Source organism: Moraxella ovis (assembly GCF_900453105.1).
GTDB classification, from domain to species: Bacteria; Pseudomonadota; Gammaproteobacteria; order Pseudomonadales; family Moraxellaceae; genus Moraxella; species Moraxella ovis.
The window spans coordinates 2,104,216-2,123,169 of record NZ_UGPW01000001.1; the positions used below are offsets into that span (position 1 = coordinate 2,104,216).

20 protein-coding genes and 1 pseudogene are annotated in these 18,954 nt (G+C 48.1%); 13 read left to right on the forward strand and 8 right to left on the reverse strand.

What is annotated here, in order from left to right:
* Positions 1–41 precede the first annotated feature (41 nt).
* Positions 42–1,313, reverse strand: coding sequence for a glutamate-5-semialdehyde dehydrogenase (locus DYD54_RS10105; protein ID WP_063514771.1), 1,272 nt, complete (start codon positions 1,311–1,313; stop codon positions 42–44).
* A 257-nt stretch (positions 1,314–1,570) separates the two neighbouring features.
* Here DYD54_RS10105 and DYD54_RS10110 point away from each other — a divergent pair, with 257 nt between their 5' ends.
* From DYD54_RS10110 to DYD54_RS10135, 6 genes are all read left to right on the forward strand, one after another.
* The gene (locus tag DYD54_RS10110; protein ID WP_063514772.1) at positions 1,571–2,344 is read left to right on the forward strand and encodes an ABC transporter ATP-binding protein; all 774 of its coding nucleotides are present in this window, start codon (positions 1,571–1,573) and stop codon (positions 2,342–2,344) included.
* 22 nt (positions 2,345–2,366) lie between these two features.
* A complete protein-coding gene (locus tag DYD54_RS10115; RefSeq protein WP_063514773.1) occupies positions 2,367–3,146 on the forward strand; it encodes a transporter substrate-binding domain-containing protein in 780 nt (259 codons plus the stop codon).
* A gap of 28 nt (positions 3,147–3,174) precedes the next feature.
* A complete protein-coding gene (locus tag DYD54_RS10120; RefSeq protein WP_063514774.1) occupies positions 3,175–3,951 on the forward strand; it encodes a transporter substrate-binding domain-containing protein in 777 nt (258 codons plus the stop codon).
* A gap of 61 nt (positions 3,952–4,012) precedes the next feature.
* Complete coding sequence (locus DYD54_RS10125) at positions 4,013–4,789, forward strand: transporter substrate-binding domain-containing protein (protein WP_063514775.1); 777 nt, start codon at positions 4,013–4,015, stop codon at positions 4,787–4,789.
* Positions 4,790–4,967: 178 nt separating this feature from the next.
* Entirely contained in the window at positions 4,968–5,687 is a 720-nt protein-coding gene (locus DYD54_RS10130) for an ABC transporter permease (protein WP_063514776.1), read from the forward strand.
* Complete coding sequence (locus DYD54_RS10135; RefSeq protein ID WP_063514777.1) at positions 5,684–6,394, forward strand: ABC transporter permease; 711 nt, start codon at positions 5,684–5,686, stop codon at positions 6,392–6,394. The genes DYD54_RS10130 and DYD54_RS10135 overlap by 4 nt, the downstream gene beginning before the upstream one ends.
* Positions 6,395–6,445: 51 nt before the next feature.
* Here DYD54_RS10135 and DYD54_RS10140 read toward each other — a convergent pair whose 3' ends face one another.
* The 6 genes and pseudogenes from DYD54_RS10140 to DYD54_RS11630 all read right to left on the reverse strand — a co-directional run bounded on the left by DYD54_RS10140 (position 6,446) and on the right by DYD54_RS11630 (position 9,103).
* Positions 6,446–6,802: a hypothetical protein gene (locus tag DYD54_RS10140; protein WP_147285095.1), complete on the reverse strand. Its 357-nt coding sequence runs from the start codon at positions 6,800–6,802 to the stop codon at positions 6,446–6,448.
* An 84-nt stretch (positions 6,803–6,886) separates the two neighbouring features.
* Entirely contained in the window at positions 6,887–7,078 is a 192-nt protein-coding gene (locus tag DYD54_RS10145; protein WP_084260712.1) for a hypothetical protein, read from the reverse strand.
* A 28-nt stretch (positions 7,079–7,106) separates the two neighbouring features.
* On the reverse strand, positions 7,107–7,412 hold the full coding sequence (locus DYD54_RS10150) for a hypothetical protein (protein ID WP_063514778.1): 306 nt from the start codon (positions 7,410–7,412) through the stop codon (positions 7,107–7,109).
* A gap of 164 nt (positions 7,413–7,576) precedes the next feature.
* Positions 7,577–8,047, reverse strand: a complete 471-nt coding sequence (locus DYD54_RS10155; RefSeq protein WP_063514779.1) for a hypothetical protein — start codon at positions 8,045–8,047, stop codon at positions 7,577–7,579.
* A gap of 52 nt (positions 8,048–8,099) precedes the next feature.
* Positions 8,100–8,699, reverse strand: a pseudogene (locus tag DYD54_RS11855) (alpha/beta hydrolase).
* A 59-nt stretch (positions 8,700–8,758) separates the two neighbouring features.
* Complete coding sequence (locus DYD54_RS11630) at positions 8,759–9,103, reverse strand: hypothetical protein (RefSeq protein ID WP_063514782.1); 345 nt, start codon at positions 9,101–9,103, stop codon at positions 8,759–8,761.
* A 284-nt stretch (positions 9,104–9,387) separates the two neighbouring features.
* Here DYD54_RS11630 and DYD54_RS10165 point away from each other — a divergent pair, with 284 nt between their 5' ends.
* On the forward strand, positions 9,388–9,762 hold the full coding sequence (locus DYD54_RS10165) for a hypothetical protein (RefSeq protein WP_063514783.1): 375 nt from the start codon (positions 9,388–9,390) through the stop codon (positions 9,760–9,762).
* A gap of 137 nt (positions 9,763–9,899) precedes the next feature.
* On the opposite strand, the gene hslO is transcribed toward DYD54_RS10165, so the two are convergent.
* Entirely contained in the window at positions 9,900–10,787 is an 888-nt protein-coding gene (hslO, locus tag DYD54_RS10170) for an Hsp33 family molecular chaperone HslO (protein ID WP_063514784.1), read from the reverse strand.
* Positions 10,788–11,044: 257 nt separating this feature from the next.
* Here hslO and DYD54_RS10175 point away from each other — a divergent pair, with 257 nt between their 5' ends.
* From DYD54_RS10175 to glmS, 6 genes are all read left to right on the forward strand, one after another.
* Positions 11,045–12,169 (forward strand): acyl-CoA dehydrogenase family protein, encoded by a 1,125-nt coding sequence (locus DYD54_RS10175; RefSeq protein WP_063514785.1) that lies wholly within the window; start codon positions 11,045–11,047, stop codon positions 12,167–12,169.
* Between the two features lie 105 nt (positions 12,170–12,274).
* On the forward strand, positions 12,275–13,645 hold the full coding sequence (locus DYD54_RS10180) for an FAD-dependent oxidoreductase (RefSeq protein ID WP_063514786.1): 1,371 nt from the start codon (positions 12,275–12,277) through the stop codon (positions 13,643–13,645).
* Between the two features lie 105 nt (positions 13,646–13,750).
* Positions 13,751–15,133: an ABC transporter substrate-binding protein gene (locus DYD54_RS10185; protein ID WP_063514787.1), complete on the forward strand. Its 1,383-nt coding sequence runs from the start codon at positions 13,751–13,753 to the stop codon at positions 15,131–15,133.
* Positions 15,134–15,150: 17 nt separating this feature from the next.
* Positions 15,151–16,038, forward strand: coding sequence for a nitrate ABC transporter permease (gene ntrB, locus DYD54_RS10190; protein WP_063514788.1), 888 nt, complete (start codon positions 15,151–15,153; stop codon positions 16,036–16,038).
* Positions 16,028–16,900 carry an ABC transporter ATP-binding protein gene (locus tag DYD54_RS10195; protein ID WP_063514789.1) on the forward strand — a complete coding sequence of 291 codons (873 nt, stop codon included), beginning with the start codon at positions 16,028–16,030 and terminating at the stop codon, positions 16,898–16,900. Before ntrB ends, DYD54_RS10195 begins: the two co-directional genes overlap by 11 nt.
* Positions 16,901–17,084: 184 nt before the next feature.
* On the forward strand, positions 17,085–18,929 hold the full coding sequence (gene glmS / locus DYD54_RS10200) for a glutamine--fructose-6-phosphate transaminase (isomerizing) (RefSeq protein WP_063514790.1): 1,845 nt from the start codon (positions 17,085–17,087) through the stop codon (positions 18,927–18,929).
* Positions 18,930–18,954 lie beyond the last annotated feature (25 nt).

Below are 18,954 nucleotides of genomic sequence, written 5' to 3' on the forward strand. Positions count from 1 at the left end.
CATGCACGCTTTTTTATTTTCTTGGATGGACCATTGACCATCTAAGAGCGAATCTCCCCATGCCCGAACACCACCCATTTTTGGGAAGTCAGTCCATGCAGACCTACAGGTCCGCGCGCGTGAATCTTATCGGTTGAGATGCCAATCTCAGCACCCAACCCATATTCAAAACCATCAGCAAAACGGCTCGATGCATTGACCATCACACTTGATGAATCCACCTCGCGGATGAATTTTTGCATATTGGCATAGTCATTGGTGATGATGACGTCGGTGTGGTGGCTGCCATAGTGGTTGATGTGCGTGATGGCATCATCCAGCTCATCTACGATTTTTACGGCAAGCTTAGGCGCAAGATATTCTTGATACCAGTCATCCTCGGTGGCAGCTTGGATATTTAAGTGCGCGCCTTCTAGAGCTTTCATCGTCTCAGCACACACGAAGAACTGCATATTATTATCCACCTCGTGCATTGCAGTTAGAATCTTGATCAGCGCATCGGTGCGACTCTTGTGGACGAGCAGCGTCTCCATGACGTTACACGGGGCATAGCGAGAAGTCTTGGCATTGACACAGACTTTGACCGCCAAATCCACATCGCATTCAGCATCCACGTAGGTGTGGCAGTTGCCATCTAAGTGCTTGATGACAGGCACACGCGCGCCATTCGCGATGCGCTCGATCAGACCCTTACCACCCCTAGGGATCACCACATCCACAAACTCTGTCATCGTAATCAGGCTATCCACCGCCGCGCGATCCGTGGTCTCTAGTACTTGAACCGCTTCGCTTGGCAGTCCTGCTGCATCCAATCCTGCACGCACGCAGGCTGCAATTGCCTGATTTGAATGATATGCCTCAGAGCCACCACGCAGGATGATGGCATTGCCTGATTTGATGGCAAGACTTGCTGCCTCAACTGTGACATTCGGACGGCTCTCATAGATCATGCCAATCACCCCAAGCGGCACACGCATCTTGCCCAGCTGAATGCCCGATGGACGATACACCATGTCATCAATCTCACCGATCGGATCTGGCAGGCCAATCACATCATCCAAGGACGCCAGCATCGCATCAAATCGCGACTCATTAATCACCAAACGATCCAACAACGCCTCATCTAGCCCATTGTGTTTGCCGTTCGCGACATCTTTGGCATTCTCACTTAAGATGCTGTTTTTATTGGCGATCATCGCTTCTTTGATGGCACTAAGTGCTGCATTCTTGGTACGGGTGTCCGCCGCTGCCAACGCACGCGACGTCGCTCGGGCCTTTTTGCCGACGATCATCATGTATTCTTGGGTATTCATCCTTACTCCTAACCGCTTAAAAGTTGCCCTATCATAACAACCAAACCTCAATTTTTCCATTCAAAAATGACAAAAATAACCACGCTTGATTAAAATTTACCAATTTATACAAAAAAAATTCACCCAAAACGTGAAAAACATTTGCCTTTTAGCGCACTTTTGGCGAAAATATCTAATTCATCTTTTGTATTTCACGAACTTATACTTTTGTTCGTTATTTTGACTGCTTCATTACCCTTATTTTAAAAAGAACCATCATGACCGACACTCGCCCCATCGCCCTAGATTTACAAGACATTCATAAGAATTACGGCTCTTTGCAAGTCCTAAAAGGCGTCTCTTTAACCGCGCACGACGGCGATGTGATCAGCATCCTAGGCTCATCGGGCTCGGGCAAATCCACCCTACTTCGCTGCATCAACCTACTAGAAAATCCAAGCAGCGGCAAGATCATCATCGGCAATGAAGAGCTGATTCTCACCGACAAAAAAGGCGAACTGGTCGCCAAAAACCCAAAACAACTCGAAAAATTACGCTCAAAAATCGGTTTCGTCTTCCAAAGCTTCAACCTTTGGCCGCATAAAACCATCCTCCAAAACATCATCGAAGGCCCAACCCAAGTCCTAAAGCAATCCAAGGCAGAAGCCATCGCAGAAGCCGAACGCCTGCTTGATAAAGTGGGGCTGCTTGACAAGAAAAATGCCTACCCCGACAACCTATCAGGCGGTCAGCGCCAGCGTGTTGCCATCGCACGCGCCTTAGCGATGAAGCCGCAGGTGCTGCTATTCGACGAACCGACATCGGCGCTTGACCCTGAGCTTGTGAACGAAGTGCTGTCAGTGATGCGCGAGCTGGCTGCCGAAGGACGCACCATGCTGATCGTTACGCACGAGATGCGATTTGCGCGTGAAGTATCAGACAAGATCGTCTTTTTGCACCAAGGTCGCATCGAGGAGATTGGCACTCCTGATGAAGTATTTGATAACCCGAAATCTGAACGCGTGCGTGAATTCATGGCATCGCACCGCTGATTTATTGTTTTAAGGAACGTTTATGAATATCACCAAAATCGGTAGCATCGCTGCCATCGCCCTAGCTTTGACAGCATGCAATCAAGACAAGCCTGCAGACAATGCAGATGCTACCAAGGCTGACGCACCTGCTGCTCGCGAACTAAAAATCGCCACGGAAGCTGCCTATCCTCCATTCAACGATACTGCGCCAGATGGCAAAATCATCGGTTTTGACGTAGATGTGATTAATGCGGTCTGCGCCGAAATCAACGCCAAATGTGAAATCGTCGCTCAAGATTGGGAAGGTCTAATCCCAGGCCTAAACGCCAATAAATACGATGCCATCATCGCAGGCATGTCGATCACGCCTGAGCGTCTAGAGCAAGTTGACTTCTCTGAGCCATATTTCTCAAACACCATCGTATGGCTATCAAAAACCGATGGCAGCTTTGATCCAAATAACATCAAAAACACCATCCTAGGTGGTCAGCGTTCAACCACTGGCGCTGCCTACATCGCCGAAAAATATGATGGCAAAGACGGCAACACCGTGCAGCTGTACGACACCTACATGAACGCCTACCTTGACCTAAAAGCTGGTCGTAATGCGGCAGTCATGGCAGAGAAAGTCTCTGCGGCAGAATGGCTAAAACAAGGCCAAGAAGGCTTTGGTCTGGTTGGTGAAGAGATCGACAACAACGACAACCTAGGCATCGCTGTTCGTAAAGGCGACGCCCTAAAAGAAGACATCAACGCTGCACTTGCCAAGCTAAAAGAATCTGGCAAATTGGCTGAGCTTGAAGTAGCGAATTTCAAATAATCGCAACAACCACCCAAAGGAGAGAACAATGAAACTAAAATTATTGAGCGCACTTGCGCTAACTGCTCTGGTAAGTGCTTGTGGCGACGATAAAGCACCTGCAGAATCTGCTGCGCCTAGCGACAGCACCAAGCAAATCCGCATCGCTACCGAATCTAGCTTCAAGCCATTTAGCTACCTAGATAACAGTGGTAACTTGGTGGGCTTTGAGATTGATCTTGCCAATGCACTGTGCGAAGAAATGAAAGCCCAATGCGACATCCAAAGCCAAGACTGGGAAGGTCTAATCCCAGGCCTAAACGCCAAGAAATTTGACGCTGTGATGGCTGGCATGTCTGCCACCGAAGAGCGTGCCAAAGTGGTTGATTTTAGTGATGCGTACTTTAACAATACCTTGGTACTGCTTGGCAAAAAAGGCGTTGATCTGAACGTAAACGCCCTTGATGGCAAGAACATCGCCGCTCAGCAAGCCACCGTATCAGCTGATTATGTCGCTGCCAATCATCCCAATGCTGTCGTAAAAACCTACGACAAACAAGACAACGCTTACCTTGATCTAAGCGCAGGCCGCGTTGATGGCATGATGTCTGACATCGTTCCTGCCCTAGATTGGCTAAAAACCGAGCAAGGTACTGAATTTGAAGTCAAAGGCGAGCCGATTGACATTAGTGACAGCGTTGCCATCGCCTTCCGTAAGGATGACGCATTAAAAGGCGAATTCAACGCTGCACTTGCCAAACTAAAAGAATCTGGCAAATATGATGAGCTTGTCGGCAAATACTTTGATCAAAACATCGTAAAATAATACTTAGGGCGTGTCATAAGATACGCCCTATTTGTCTATACCAATTTATAAGGACATGAACATGAAACTAAAATTATTGAGCGCACTTGCGCTAACTGCTCTGGTAAGTGCTTGTGGCGGCGATAAAGAAGCCGCGCCAATCAACTCTAATCAAATCCGCATCGCCACCGAAGGGGCGTATGCCCCATTTAACTACACCAACACCGACGGTTCACTTGGTGGTTTTGACGTAGACATCGCAAACGCACTGTGCGCCAAAATGGCAGCCGAATGCACCATCGAAGCCCAAGACTGGGATGGCATCATTCCTGCGCTAAAAGCCGGCAAATTCGACGCCATCGTCTCATCGATGTCAGTTACGCCTGGGCGCATCGAGCAGGTTGATTTTACCGAACCATACTTTGCCAACACCCTAGTATTCTTGGCAAAAAAAGACAGCACATTTAACCCTGCCAACGCCAGCGAGATCGAAGCTGCTAAGATTGCCGCTCAAGACTCAACCATCTCAAGTCAATGGCTATCACAAGCCCACCCAAGCGTCACATCACAGCTGCACGGCAGTCTAGACGGTGCCTTCATGGATCTGGGCAATGGTCGCGTGGATGTCATGATCTCTGATAAGCTGCCCGCCCTGACATGGCTAAAAAGCGATCTGGGTAAGAACTTTGAAATCAAAGGCGACGACATCGACATCAACGACAAGTTTGCCATTGCAGTTAATAAAGGCGATGCTGAGCTTGCTGGCAAGTTCAACAAAGCACTGGCTGACATCAAGGCTGACGGCACTTACGATGAGATCGTCGTGAAGCACTTCGGACAAGAGATGCTGACAAAATAACCCAACCAAGTCAGGTTAAGTCCTGCTTTTGGATGGATTTAAAAATAAGCATTTCATGATAAGTGAAATTTTGTTAAAATAGACGGTTTTGGCTTGGCAAATCTCTTTGTCATCGTCCAAGCCGTTTTTATGGATTTTTGTTCGTCTTTTCTTGATAAGGCATTTATAAGGCAATAACGTGTTTGACCTACAAGGCTACGGCCCAATTTTAATGAAAGGCACATGGCTCACCATTCAGTTAGGCTTCGTTAGTCTGATTTTTGGTCTCATTCTTGGCTTACTGGGTGCAGCCGCCAAGCTATCGGGTGTATGGCTACTCCAACGCATCGCGGACATTTATACCACTGTCGTGCGCGGCGTACCTGAGCTGCTCATGGTATTTTTCATTTTCTTTGGCGGTGATGCCATCATACAGCTTGTCGCTGCTCAGATTGGCCACACAGGTCGTGTGGACATGAGCCGCTTTTGGGCGGGCGTGGCTGCCTTATCCATCATGTTCGGCGCGTATGCCACCGAAGTATTCCGCATGGCGGTTCAAGACATCCCAAAAGGCCAATGGGAAGCTGCCCAGAGTCTTGGCATGGCGCCTGCGCAGACTGTCAGACGTATCATTCTGCCACAGATGTGGCTTGTGGCTCTGCCTGGTATCGGCAATCTAACCTTGGTGCTACTAAAAGACACCGCACTGGTATCACTTATCGGACTTCAAGATCTCATGTATTACTCAGGTCGCGCCGCCCAAACCACCCAAATGCCTTTTACATTCTACATCACAGCCGCGCTCATCTATCTGGCACTGACCACCATTGTCACGCTGTTTATGACACATTTTGAATGGCGCGCCAACCCTGCCGCTCGCTATGCCAAATCACTGTTAAAACAAGGAGATAAGGCATGAATCTACAATGGCAAGCCGTCATCGAGCATCTCCCCACCATGCTAAAGGCATCGGTGACCACCATCGAACTTGTGGTGCTGTCTTGTGTACTGGGCTTAATCCTTGGGGTTGTGTTGGGGCTTCTGCGCTCATCTAAGCACCTTTGGGTCAAAGCCCTACCTTTTTTGTATATCTTTTTCTTTCGTGGTACGCCACTATTGATTCAGATTTTCTTGATTTATCAAGGACTTGGGCAGTTTGATTTTATCAAAGACAGCTTTCTTTGGGAGCCGGTATTTAAGCAGGCATACTGGTGTGCCATCATCGCATTTACACTAAATACTGCCGCCTATATCGCAGAGATCGTGCGTGGCGCCATCGCTGCCATCCCTAAAGGAGAGCTTGAAGCTGCCGATGCCATCGGGATGTCAAAGTTCCAAAAAATCCGCCGAATCATGCTACCGCGCGCTTTTGGCATCATGATTCCTGCTTATAGCAACGAGGTGATTTTTATCCTAAAAGGCAGCGCTCTGGCAGCGTCGATCACGATCACGGAGCTGACCTTGACCGCCAAGAACCTTGCAGCTAAGAACTACCTGCACATCGAGATGTACGCTGCCGCTGGTGTGATTTATTTGATTTTGGCGTGGATCATCATGTTTGGCTTTAAGCTATTCGAGGGCCATATCAATAAGCACAAACACTACGTGCCGCCAACCACTACCTAATTAATAAAAAACATCAGCCAAGTGACTGGTGTTTTTTGTTTACTCTAATGCTTATTCCAAGCCTTTTTTGATTTTATCGCCCAATTCGTCAAATTTGGCTTTTAGGCTACTCTTAAATTCATCCCAATTGTCTTGACGCTCTTCGGCTTTTTTGACTTTTAGATCTGCGCGCGCTTTGATTGCCAAGTCCTTTTGTGCTTCTAGAGCTTCTTGAACTTCTTTTTGGACAACCACAGCACCCCAGCGGCTGACCGTGGTGTCGCTAAACTGATTGAAAAAGTCATTTAGCACATCCTCGCTGCGCTCTTGAACCAAAGCAATGATTGCAACATCACCATCAACCAAGCGATCGGTAACCGTCGCTAATAGCGCGCCTTCGCCGATACTCTGCCGCCTTAACATTGCCACCAATGAGTGCACCTAATGAGCCAACAAGCAACATCCCCAAAGGACCACCTATAATACCAAGCAAGCCACCAATCAGACCACCTGTCAGCATACCGCTATTGATTTCCTGTAAGCATTAAAAGCATCAACCGTGGTGATCACGCCATTTTGTTTCTTGATGAGTACCGCCTGCGCGATGATGGTCTCAGCTGTCTGACGATAGACCTTTAGTTCGTTAAAGACTTCGTAAGCTTCACTGCTTACAGGAGATAGGGTTAATAATACATTTTGATTCATAAAATGCTCCATTTTTTTCATTTAGGGGTTAAATTGATAAAGCCTTAGCTTCTGCCAGACCTTCATCGTCACCAAAATATAGCCAGTCTGTATCCTTATCCACCATGAAATGTAATGCCCTGCCTTTAATAGTGTCTCTGAGCTCAAGACACAGCTTGTAAATTTCATCTCGATGCTGGTTGGTATCGAGTATTGGCTGAGTGATGTATTGTAATTTTTTGATTTGATCATCGCTGAGTTGGTGATGCTCTTCATTCCAAACCAATACTCGACCGCAGATGGTCTTGATGTGCTTTAGATTAAATTCGCCTCGATTCACCCTAACATAGAACATAACACGCTCACTTTTTGTAATATTTGACTTCTGATCATTTAAATAGATTGGCTTTATGATAGGCAGGGTATTTTTCATCCTTTGAGGTTGATGGTTTGTCGGTTAATAGCAATTTGCCATAATGCCAACAGATCAGCCAAGCACCCACATAAACCAATAGCTCACTATTTTCTTCTAGGATAATGCCCATATCGCCAAGACCGAAGCTGCCACGCTCGCCCACATATTGAAACCCAATCAATAGCAACCAAGCCAATATCGGCAGCACTGGCAAGGCTTGATAGCGCAGCCATCGCCATAACCCCCATCAAAGTTCGGCCGTACAAGCGATTATGAACACCAAACCATATCGCATCAGCATCATACAGCACACCGCGCATCATGTTGGTCTCACGAACAACGAACACCAAAAATACCATCGCCATGCCAAGCCATACCCAGCGATCCGTCTGCGCTTGCATTCGTGTGTAGCCGTACAGACAGCCAAACGCTGCTAAGCCTAATAGTGCACATTGCAGATTCTCCATCAGCCCATGTTCGACATACCAAGCCATTGGTAAATACGGCGTCAAAAATGGCATGATCAATACCACCAGCACAAAGATCCAAAGCACAGGATAACGAGACACACTCATGGGTTTACATTCTTTTGATCGCCTCAGTACGCGTGGCATGATAGGCCTTAGTCTACGGTGATGTTGGATTTACCTTTTCAAAGGCATGATACACACCATTGATGACTTGTAGATCAGTTGCCACACCTACTTTTATTAAGCGATTGGCATAATCAATGTCTTCATTCACGAACAGATCTAAACCACCGACCATGATATAAGTTCTTGGCAGACCTTTTAGCTCCTTCGCCATGCTCGCAGAATAATAGGGTAGATCACCATCGCTGATGTCCTGACCACCCTTTAATGGCCCCAGCCCAAGCGGTTGTATTCAGGTTTCCAACACAAATTCGCCCGCATAATCATTAGCATAAGGCGACTCTGCTGTACCTGTACGATGATCAAGCATCGGATAAATAAGCACCTGACCGGCAGGCTGATACTCACCTAGATCGCGCACTTTTAGGGCAAGTCGTGCCGCTAGACCACCGCCAGCACTCTCACCCATAATGATGATTTTATCCTCATCAAAGCCCAAACTCTCTGCATTATCAAACACATAAGACAAGGCATGATAAGCGTCATTAATATCCGCCGGGAAAGGCGCATCGCCCGCCTGACGATACTCCACACTAACAACCACCGCACCCACCTGCTCGGCAAGCTCGAACAGCTCAGCGTTCTGCTATACGGCACTACCCACCAAATAACCACCGCCATGAATAAAATAAATCACCGGCGACTTGTCAGCCTAAACCTTAGGTTCAAAGACATACATGTCCACAGCAGGTTGATCACCTGCCTTCGGGCGGTCAATTTACTCATGGCTTGGGGCGCTGTGGCTAGGTTCTGCTTTAGCAAGTCAGCGTTGATTGTTTGTAATATGGCACGCGTCTGATCAGGGTTAGCCAGATCCGCCTGAGCGATCATTGCATCTAAGTTACCCAAGGCTGTCAATGCTGACAAATCCTGATATTCAGGCGCAAGCAAATGTGCCGACTTGGATTGGGCTGGCTCTGAGGCTGAAGCGCTTAATGCAAAAGCAGAGATGAATGCGGCAAGTAGAAGTTTTTTCACAATAAAATTCCGATAAAATTCCGATAAAATTCTGAGTATTGTTAATTTTAAATAACCCATGACCGCAACTCAACCACCAATATTTTTAAAAGCATGTACTTTTATTAACAAAAATATAAAAATATTGTACAATCCAACAATAATTATTAAATTGTCGGAACATCGCCATGACCACCGATTTGCGTCCCAAACGCACCCAAAAAGCCATCAAAGAAGCCTTCGTTGACCTATTGCACGAACGAGATTACGATAAGATCAGCGTGTAAGACATCGTCACACCAGCGATGATTACTCGCTCCACCTTTTATCAGTATTACTTTAATAAAAGCGACTTAACAGGCAAGCTCATCGCCGAGATACGCTGCAGCTATGAGCAGTTTTTGTTTTTGAGATTTGGCAAGAACCCTCAAAAAAGCATTAAAGCTCGCGAATCATTGACTCATCAAGACAGACGTCTCGCCCTGGCGTTACTAAAAATTCAAACGCCCAAGCACAATTTTCGCTGCGAGATGCATACACTGGTCAAGAATCGATTTTTGGCGTACGCCAGTAACCAAGACCCGAACTTAGATTGGGATTTTCATGCAGACAGCTATGCTGCGATGGCGCTACATGCAGGCGAATATTACCTAAAAAAGGGTGAGATCTCAACGAGATAGAGGCCTTGAAGGATTGGCAAAAAGTGATGGATATTCTACAGATTGGACTGATGGGTGATGATGGGTATAATTCTCGTGTCAGGTATGATGATTTAGCACATAAAAAAGAGGGCTAGGCCCTCTTTTTGTGGTTTTACTTATACAAATAACGCATCGACATCGGATTGGTTAAATTCATACGACTGTCCACAGAATCCACAGTCCAATGACAGCTTACCGCCATGAGCATCTAGCGCGTGTAGTGCCTCTTCATGGCCTAGTTGCAAGATTGCGCCCTCGCTTTTTTCTTTAGAGCAGGTACAGCCAAATTCAAGCTGGCTTGGCTCTGGGATCACCACATCTTCTTCATGATATAAGCGATACAGAATCTCATCCGCCGCCAGATCAGTCAGCTCTTCACCCTTAATGGTGATGGTCAGGGCGCTCATGCGCTCCCACAGATCGGGGTCGTTCTCACGGTCCTCTTCTGTTTGTGGTAATAGCTGCACCAGAATACCGCCTGCACTTCCATCGCTCGTGGCGAGTTTCAACAGAGTTGGGATCTGGGCGGATTGTTTTTGGTAATGCGCCAAGCACTCCGCCAAATCATCACTCACTCGCTCAACGATGCCTTGATACGCTTCGCCACGCTCTGGATGGATGCTGATGAACAGCACGCCTTGTCCCAGCTTAGCAAAGGCGCTCTGACTGGTGGTATTCTGCTGCCATTCATCACTGTCGTGAAACCCCGCCAAAGCACGCACTTGCCCTGTGTGATCGCATTCTGCCATCGCCCAAGACAACAGGCTGTTCTCATCAGATGATTGTAATTGCACTGACAGCCTGCCATTAATCTTCAGCGTGCCGATTAATAGGCTGGCGGCCACGAGCATCTCACCCAAGAGTGCCTTGATGGCCGCAGGATAAGGTTTTTTATTGATGACATTTTGATACGCCTCATCAAGACGCACGACATCGCCGCGCACAGGCGACCCTTCAATAAAAAAACGTTGGCGATACTGGGTGGATTGATTCACATCATTCATGATTTACTTCTTAACTGGTAGAATTTACAGATAAATGGGGATGGGTTGCCAAATTGCAAATCAGTGAACGATTTTTGGCAAAAATTTTCATATTCCTGATTTTTTTGAACATATTCCAAAATAGAAAATGCGCGCTCAACCAAGCTGACTTATAATAAATTGCTAGATTTTTAGGGTAATTTAGTTCGTTTTAGAATAAGCAAATTTATTTTTAAACCACTAAGACAACAAAACACCAAAAAAAAGAGATCGCCATCATGAGTTTTAATTTTAATAATCAACAAGATTTTTTGGACAAAATCCAAAGCCTAGCCAACACTCATCTTGGTCCAAAAGTCATCGACATCGACAAAGGCTACTACCCACTGGCGGAGATGAGCGTACTGGGCAAGGCAGGATTGTTCGCGCCACACCTTAATGAATACGGCAACCGCCTTGATTTAGCGATTCTGGCGAATGCTCAGGTGGGTCGTGTCTGTGGTACAACAGGCTTTTTGACATGGTGTCATCAGGTGATGGGGCTATACCTTGACCAATCGGACAACACCACACTAAAACAGCGCATTCTACCTGACCATATCATCGCCAATACCTTTGGCGGTACGGCATTATCTAACCCCATGAAAACTTGGGCGAACATCGAAAGCATGCGACTTGTCGCCAAAAAAGACGGGCAAGGCTATAGCATCAGCGGCACCCTACCTTGGATCAGCCACATCGCACCAGATCAATACTGCGGCGCGGTGGCACAGATTGAAGGCACAGACGATGAAGTGTTCTTTTTTTTACAATTTGACAAAGAACGCGCGGGCAAGTGGGAGCTACACGCATGCCCAACTTTCTCAGGCATGGAAGGCTCTAGCACTTGGCGCATCGAATTACAAAATTATCCGATCAGCACGGATGACATCATCGCCCTGCCTTGTAAGGACTTCATCAAGCGCATTCGCGGTGCATTCGTCCTGATGCAGATGGGCATCGGCGCTGGCATCATTATGGGCGCGATTGACGACGTCAAAGAAGGTACTGCGGTGAGTAACGCTTTCTTGGAAGACCAAGCAGGCACCCTGCAAGACGAACTGGATCGTCTGGTTGCACGTACTGCCGAGCTTGCCAAGACGCCATTTGAGACGCATACGGACTTTTTCTTGGATGTGCTGGATGTGCGCACCCAAGGCGGCATGCTTAGCCTAAAAGCCACCCAAGCCGCCATGCTCCACCAAGGTGCCAAGGGCTATCTCATGAGCGCAGCGCCGCAGCGTCGTCTGCGTGAAGCGCAGTTCGTCGCCATCGTTACGCCTGCCATCAAGCATTTGCGCTATCTGTCGCATCAGCTGATGAGTGAGCCGAACGTGCGCCGTGAGATTGAGTTTCACATCTGATTATATTTCAAATTAAACATTCAAATAACAATCAAAACGACTGGTCGATGATCACATCAAAATCGACCAGTCGCCCAAAATTCAAACAATCAAAAAAGGCAACCCATGACTACACCCACTGACGGACGCGGCGCTTGGCGTAAATTCATCTGCCTAGCATGTGGCTATATTTATGACGAAGAATTTGGCGATCCAGAAGATGGCTTGCCCGCTGGGACACGCTTTGAGGACATTCCTGACGATTGGCAATGCCCATTATGTGGTGTCAAAAAAAGCGATTTTGAACCCTATGACGACACCGAAGAGGCTCTAAACATCACCACGCCGATTTTTAATAGCCATAAAAAAGGCATCGTCATCATCGGTGCTGGTTTGGCTGGCTGGAGTGTGGTTGACGCTGTTCGCGCCTTGGATAAAGACATTCCTGTCACGCTTATCTGTGGCGACTCAGGTGATCGCTACCATAAGCCCATGCTATCAGTGGCCATCTCACAAGGCAAGACGCCTGCCGATCTGGTGCGCACCAGCGCCGTGCAATCTGCCACAGACAACCACGTTCGTCTGTTGGCGAACACTTTCGTCACTCACATTGACACCGAGACACAAACCCTGCACACCACACGCGGTGATGTCGGCTATGATGATTTGGTGCTTGCGATCGGAGCAGCGCCTGCTTATCCGCCAACCATCGCCAAAGACGTCGCTCATCATGTCAATAACCTTCGTCGCTTTGACGCACTACAAAAAGCCTTAGCGCGCGACAATAAGCCCAAAAACATCGCCATCATCGGGGCGGGCATGGTTGGCACTGAATTGGCTGAGGATCTGGTCAACGCCGGACATCAGGTTAGCTTAATTGATGTCAGCCCACGTCCATTATCAGCATTTTTACCAAAAGTAGCAGGTGAGCGCATCCTAAACGCCATCACCGCCAAAGGCATCACCTGGCTGGGCTTTAGCATGGTCAATGATGTGGCAGTCACGCCATCAGGCTATGAGATCGCACTGCTAGACTGCAACGATAATAGCACTCGCACATTATCATTTGATGAGGTGATTGTCGCGACAGGCTTGGTGGTGGATGAACGACTGCCAACACGTGCAGGTGTTGACTTCAACAAGCGCACAGGCATTGCCGTGCATCAGCACACCCTACAGACCAGCGTGCCGCACATTTATGCTCTAGGCGACTGCATTAGCATCGATGGCGTGCCTTGTCGTTATGTTGCGCCGCATCGCGCCCAAGCAACTGCCATCGCTCACGAAATCCTAGGTGTGGCACATTCAGGCTACGAACACAAAGCGCCAATGATTCGCCTAAAAAACAAAAGCATCAATGTCACCGCCAATGGCAATCCTAGAGCTGATGGCGACTGGCGCATCATCAAGGATAACCCTGCCGAGCTGTCGCTTGAGATGGTGGACGATGCTGGTGAAGTGATTGCAAAAGCTCTACTAAAATCACCTCAAAGCTAAATCATCATAACCATATGACAATTTGGCATATATTGTCAGCCGTTATTCTTTATTATAATAGCGGCTGATTTTATTTTCCGATTTTAGAATATTATTAAAGTTAACATGAGCAATATCTTTCGTCCTTATGATCCTAATTCGCGTCTTGGCTGCACATGCGGGCAGCACAGCACCCAAGCTGACTGCGACCGCGCCAGTGCGTTTGGACAATTAAACCAAAACGTACAACTAAACTCCCAAACCGAGCAAGCTGCTGCCGATTTTGTTGAAGCTGCCGCCATGCGAGCACTGTTCCCTCATGAGCCGACTCGCCGAGCCTTCCTAAAGGCAGTGGGCGCTGGCACTGCAATGGCAGCCATTGGTAGCCTTCTGCCATTATCTGCCTTACAGGAAGCCGCCGCAGCCGATCGACTGAACCCCGAGAAGAAAGACTTAACCATCGGCTTTATCCCGATCATCTGCTCAACGCCGCTCATCATGGCAGACCCGCTGGGCTACTATGCCGAGCAAGGCATCAATGCTAAGCTGGTCAAGCGTGCTGGCTGGGCGCTCGTGCGCGATCAGATGATGAATCGCGAGCTGGACGCTACGCATTTTCTGGCGCCAATGCCGCTTGCCATCACGCTGGGTCTAGGCTCTACCAAGCAAGACATGAAAGTCGCCTGCATCCAAAACGTGAACGGTCAAGCCCTCGTGATGTCTCTAAAACACAAAGACAATCGCGACCCACGAAACTGGAAAGGCATGACCTTCGCCATTCCATTTGAGCACTCAATTCACAACTATCTGCTGCGTTATTTCCTGGCGGAGCACGGACTTGACCCAGATAAGGACGTGAAACTACGCTTAACCACACCGCCCGACATGATCGCCAACCTAAAAGCCGGCAACATTGATGGCTTCTTTGGGCCTGAGCCGTTCAACCAACGCGCCGTCTGGGATAAGGCAGGCTACATTCACACATTGAGCCGTGATATTTGGAACGGTCATCCTTGTTGCAGTTTTGGCACATCCCAAAACTTTATCGATGACAATCCGCAATCATTCCTAGCGATGTATCGCGCGATTCTAAAAGCCAACGTCATGGCGAATAAGCCTGAAATGAAAAAAGAGCTGTCCAAGATCTTATCGCCTGCCAACTATCTAAACCAGCCAGAGCTTGTGATTCGCCAAAGCTTAACAGGTCGCTTCGCTGATGGCATTGGCAAAGTCCAAGACGTGCCAGATCGCACAGGCTTTAACGCCATGCCTTGGGAGTCTTTGGCGGTATGGATGCTCACGCAAATGAAGCGCTGGGGCTATCTAAAAGGCGATGTCGATTACCAAAAACTCGCCCAAGAAGTATTCTTATTGACCGATGCCAAAAAACAAATGCAAGCAATGGGCTATGAATTTAGCGACGAAAAATCCATTACCGTCATGGGCAAGCCTTTTGACCCAAGTCGCCCTAATGAATACATCTCAAGCTTTCCCATTCGCGCACAATAACATAATAAGTAAAAACAATGAGTTTATTTAATAAATTAACCACCCAAACCAAGGCGTATCTCGTCACCGCCTTTATCGTGCTCGTCACGCTTGGCATCTGGCAGGCGGCGACTCTGCCCACACAAGTCACCGCACCCACCGACCCGATCGCCTTAGAATACGAAGTACTGATGGGCAACATTCCTGAGCACACACCCGCAGGTGCCGTCGTCGCCAGTACCGAGAGCGAATTTCCCAGCCCAAAACGCTTCGCTGCCACTGCCATCGAGCATCTGTCTGATCCATTTTATGACAAAGGCTTGAACGACAAAGGCATCGGCATTCAGCTTGGTTATTCAATTGGCAGGGTACTGCTGGGGTTCTTATTGGCCGCATTGGTTGCCATTCCACTGGGTTATGTGCTTGGCATGAGTAAGATTCTAGATAAAGCCATCTCGCCTTTTGTGCAGCTGTTAAAGCCCATCTCGCCCCTAGCGTGGATGCCGATCGCCCTTTATACGATCAAAGACTCAAATCTATCAAGCATTTTTGTGATTTTTATTTGTTCGGTATGGCCGATGCTGACCAACACCGCCTTTGGCGTGGCAAGTGTTCGCCGAGAATGGCTGAACGTTGCCAAGACGCTTGAAGTTGATCCACTCACCACCGCCAAAAAAATCGTCCTACCTGCTGCTGCGCCCACCATCGTCACCGGCATGCGCATCTCTATGGGCATTGCATGGCTTGTGATTGTCGCTGCTGAAATGCTCGTAGGCGGTACAGGCATTGGTTATTTTGTATGGAACCAATGGAACAACTTATCCATCGTGAATGTCATCTTTGCCGTGCTGCTCATTGGCGTGGTCGGCATGGTGCTCGATTGGTTATTTGCATTATTACAAAAAAAGGTGAGCTATGTCGAATGATGTTAACAACACGACTGACAACGTATTAATCAGTGTACAAAATCTCTCTAAACGCTACGCTAAAGATGCACCGAATGTCTTTGAAAAGGTCAATTTCGACATCAAGAAGAACGAATTCATCTGTCTCATCGGACACTCTGGCTGCGGTAAATCCACCATCTTAAATGCCTTAGCAGGACTTGAACATCAAACAGGCGGTCAAATCCTAATGGAGGGTGTCGAGGTGGTCGGACCCAGCCTTGAGCGCGGCGTAGTGTTTCAGTCGCACGCCCTACTGCCGTGGCTGACAGTTGCCGATAATATTGGCTTTGCCATTGATGCGCGCTACAAAGGCATCTCAAAGAACGAAAAAGAACAAAAAATCCGCCACTACTTGTCTTTGGTGGGACTAGAAAACGTTATACACAAGATGCCATCAGAGCTGTCAGGCGGCATGAAGCAACGTGTCGGTATCGCGCGCGCCTTCGCCACCGAGCCTAAGATGCTGCTGATGGATGAGCCATTTGGGGCGCTTGATGCCCTAACGCGCGGCAACATCCAAGATGAACTGGTGAGCATCATCGAGAAAACCCAGCAGACGGTATTCATGATCACCCATGACATCGATGAGGCGATTTTGCTTGCTGACCGCATTTTCTTAATGAGTAACGGCCCACAAGCAAAACTGGCAGAAATCGTGGTCAATACCCTGCCTCATCCGCGCACTCGTGAACACATCCACCACGACCAAGGCTATTATCGCATCCGCAATCACTTGCTTGATTTTTTGGTGAATCGCAGCAAGAAACTCCAAGCCCAACAAGAAGAATTCACCGCCCCAAAAGTGGTGTATCCTGCCAGAGACAACTGGGATTTATTATAATTTTAATTGTCTTAAAACACCGTCAATTGGCGGTGTTTTATTTTTGTAATATTTGATGGCAATCATTTCCACCCCATCCCAAAATCCACTATAATATTAGCGCCAATAAAAAGCATCCGTGATATTGGTTTTGTTAGGGTAATTTTGCCATTTTTATAGATTTTTTGATACTAAGGAACAATATATGTGCGGTATCGTTGGGGCTATTCGTAGCCAAGCTAATGTGGTGGATTTTTTGACCGACGGTCTAAAACGCCTAGAATATCGTGGCTATGACTCGTCTGGCATCGCTGTATTTAGCGAAGAAGAGAATAAAATCAAACGCGTGCGCCGCGTGGGTCGTGTGGCACTCATGGAGGAGGCTGCCAAAGCCAAAGGATTATTCGGTCATATCGGCATCGGTCACACGCGCTGGGCCACGCATGGCGGCGTAACTGAGCCTAATGCGCATCCGCACATCTCAGGCGGCACGATTGCTGTGGTGCATAATGGCATCATTGAGAACTTTGAAGCGGAGCGCGTTCGCCTAGAGGCTTTGGGCTTTGAATTTGAATCACAGACTGACACCGAGGTCATCGCTCACAGCATTCATCACGAATACACCAAAAATGATGGCAATCTCTATCGCGCTGTACAGACCGCTTGCTCGCGTTTTCACGGAGCGTACGCCATCGCCGTCATCACTCCAGACGACCCCACTAAGATGGTTGTGGCACGCATGGGATGCCCTCTGTTGATTGGTTTTGGTGAAGGCGAAGTGTTCATTGCATCTGATGTATCGGCAGTAGTGTCATTTACTCGTCAAGTCACCTACCTAGAAGATGGCGACATCGCAATCTTAACCGCAGATGGCGTTGGCACCCTACTAGATAAAGATGGCAACACGCCTGAGCGCCAAGTCAAGACCTCTCAGCTATCTTTAGCAAGCCTTGAGCTTGGTCCATACAGTCACTTCATGCAAAAAGAAATCAACGAGCAACCAAAAGCTGTCGCTGACACCGCAGAGATCTTCCTGGATGGCGGCTTTATTCCTGAGAACTTCGGCGAGAATGCACCTGCCATCTTCAACGAAATCAACAGCATTAAGATTCTGGCGTGTGGCACATCTTACTATGCCGCTCTGACAGGTAAATACTGGTTGGAATCGATCGCCAAGATCCGCTGTGATGTTGAGATCGCCAGCGAATATCGCTATCGTGACGTTATCGCCGACCCCAAGGAGCTGATCATCACCATCAGTCAATCAGGCGAGACACTCGATACGATGGAGGCGTTGAAATACGCTCAAGCTCAAGGTCATGTACACAGTCTATCCATCTGTAACGTCCTAGAATCTGCCCTACCACGTAACAGCTCTCTTGCCATCTATACTCGTGCTGGTGCGGAGATTGGCGTGGCAAGCACCAAGGCATTCACCACGCAGCTTGTGATATTATTCGGTCTGGCTGTGACATTGGGCAAGCTTCGCGGTCACATTAGCGAAGCTGACGTTATGAAATTCTCTGAAGAGCTACGCCTGCTGCCAGGCAGTATTCAGCATGCCATTAACCTAGAACCTCAGTTATCAGCATGGGCACAAAAATTCGCCACCAAGCCATCTGCTCTGTTCTTAGGTCGCGGCATTCATTATTCGATTGCCCTAGAAGGCGCTCTCAAGCTAAAAGAGCTAACCTACATTCATGCCGAGGCTTATCCTGCGGGCGAGCTTAAACATGGACCATTGGCGCTGGTTGATGAAAATATGCCTGTGGTGGTCATCGCCCCCAATGACAAGCTGCTTGACAAGGTCAAAGCCAACATGCAAGAAGTCAGCGCACGTGGTGGCGAGTTGTTCGTCTTGACTGACCTTGACAGCGACTTCACCGAGACTGATGATGTACGCGTCATTCGCACCCCGCGCCATGTGGGCGTGCTATCGCCGATCGTGCACACCATCGCAGTTCAACTACTCTCCTATCATGTCGCACTGGTGCGCGGCACAGACGTGGATAAGCCAAGAAACCTTGCAAAATCGGTCACAGTCGAATAAACCACAAAAACCGCTCAATTTTTGG

Bases quoted from the DNA above. Each gene is read 5' to 3' on its own strand.
- DYD54_RS10105 (WP_063514771.1), bottom strand. From the start codon at position 1,313: ATGAATACCCAAGAATACATGATGATCGTCGGCAAAAAGGCCCGAGCG.
- DYD54_RS10125 (WP_063514775.1), top strand. From the start codon at position 4,013: ATGAAACTAAAATTATTGAGCGCACTTGCGCTAACTGCTCTGGTAAGT.
- DYD54_RS10175 (WP_063514785.1), top strand. From the start codon at position 11,045: ATGAGTTTTAATTTTAATAATCAACAAGATTTTTTGGACAAAATCCAA.
- DYD54_RS10135 (WP_063514777.1), top strand. From the start codon at position 5,684: ATGAATCTACAATGGCAAGCCGTCATCGAGCATCTCCCCACCATGCTA.
- hslO (WP_063514784.1), bottom strand. From the start codon at position 10,787: ATGAATGATGTGAATCAATCCACCCAGTATCGCCAACGTTTTTTTATT.
- ntrB (WP_063514788.1), top strand. From the start codon at position 15,151: ATGAGTTTATTTAATAAATTAACCACCCAAACCAAGGCGTATCTCGTC.
- DYD54_RS10115 (WP_063514773.1), top strand. From the start codon at position 2,367: ATGAATATCACCAAAATCGGTAGCATCGCTGCCATCGCCCTAGCTTTG.
- DYD54_RS10120 (WP_063514774.1), top strand. From the start codon at position 3,175: ATGAAACTAAAATTATTGAGCGCACTTGCGCTAACTGCTCTGGTAAGT.
- DYD54_RS10110 (WP_063514772.1), top strand. From the start codon at position 1,571: ATGACCGACACTCGCCCCATCGCCCTAGATTTACAAGACATTCATAAG.
- DYD54_RS10155 (WP_063514779.1), bottom strand. From the start codon at position 8,047: ATGAGTGTGTCTCGTTATCCTGTGCTTTGGATCTTTGTGCTGGTGGTA.
- DYD54_RS10195 (WP_063514789.1), top strand. From the start codon at position 16,028: ATGTCGAATGATGTTAACAACACGACTGACAACGTATTAATCAGTGTA.
- DYD54_RS10185 (WP_063514787.1), top strand. From the start codon at position 13,751: ATGAGCAATATCTTTCGTCCTTATGATCCTAATTCGCGTCTTGGCTGC.
- DYD54_RS10145 (WP_084260712.1), bottom strand. From the start codon at position 7,078: ATGAATCAAAATGTATTATTAACCCTATCTCCTGTAAGCAGTGAAGCT.
- DYD54_RS10165 (WP_063514783.1), top strand. From the start codon at position 9,388: ATGATTACTCGCTCCACCTTTTATCAGTATTACTTTAATAAAAGCGAC.
- DYD54_RS10180 (WP_063514786.1), top strand. From the start codon at position 12,275: ATGACTACACCCACTGACGGACGCGGCGCTTGGCGTAAATTCATCTGC.
- DYD54_RS10150 (WP_063514778.1), bottom strand. From the start codon at position 7,412: ATGTTCTATGTTAGGGTGAATCGAGGCGAATTTAATCTAAAGCACATC.
- glmS (WP_063514790.1), top strand. From the start codon at position 17,085: ATGTGCGGTATCGTTGGGGCTATTCGTAGCCAAGCTAATGTGGTGGAT.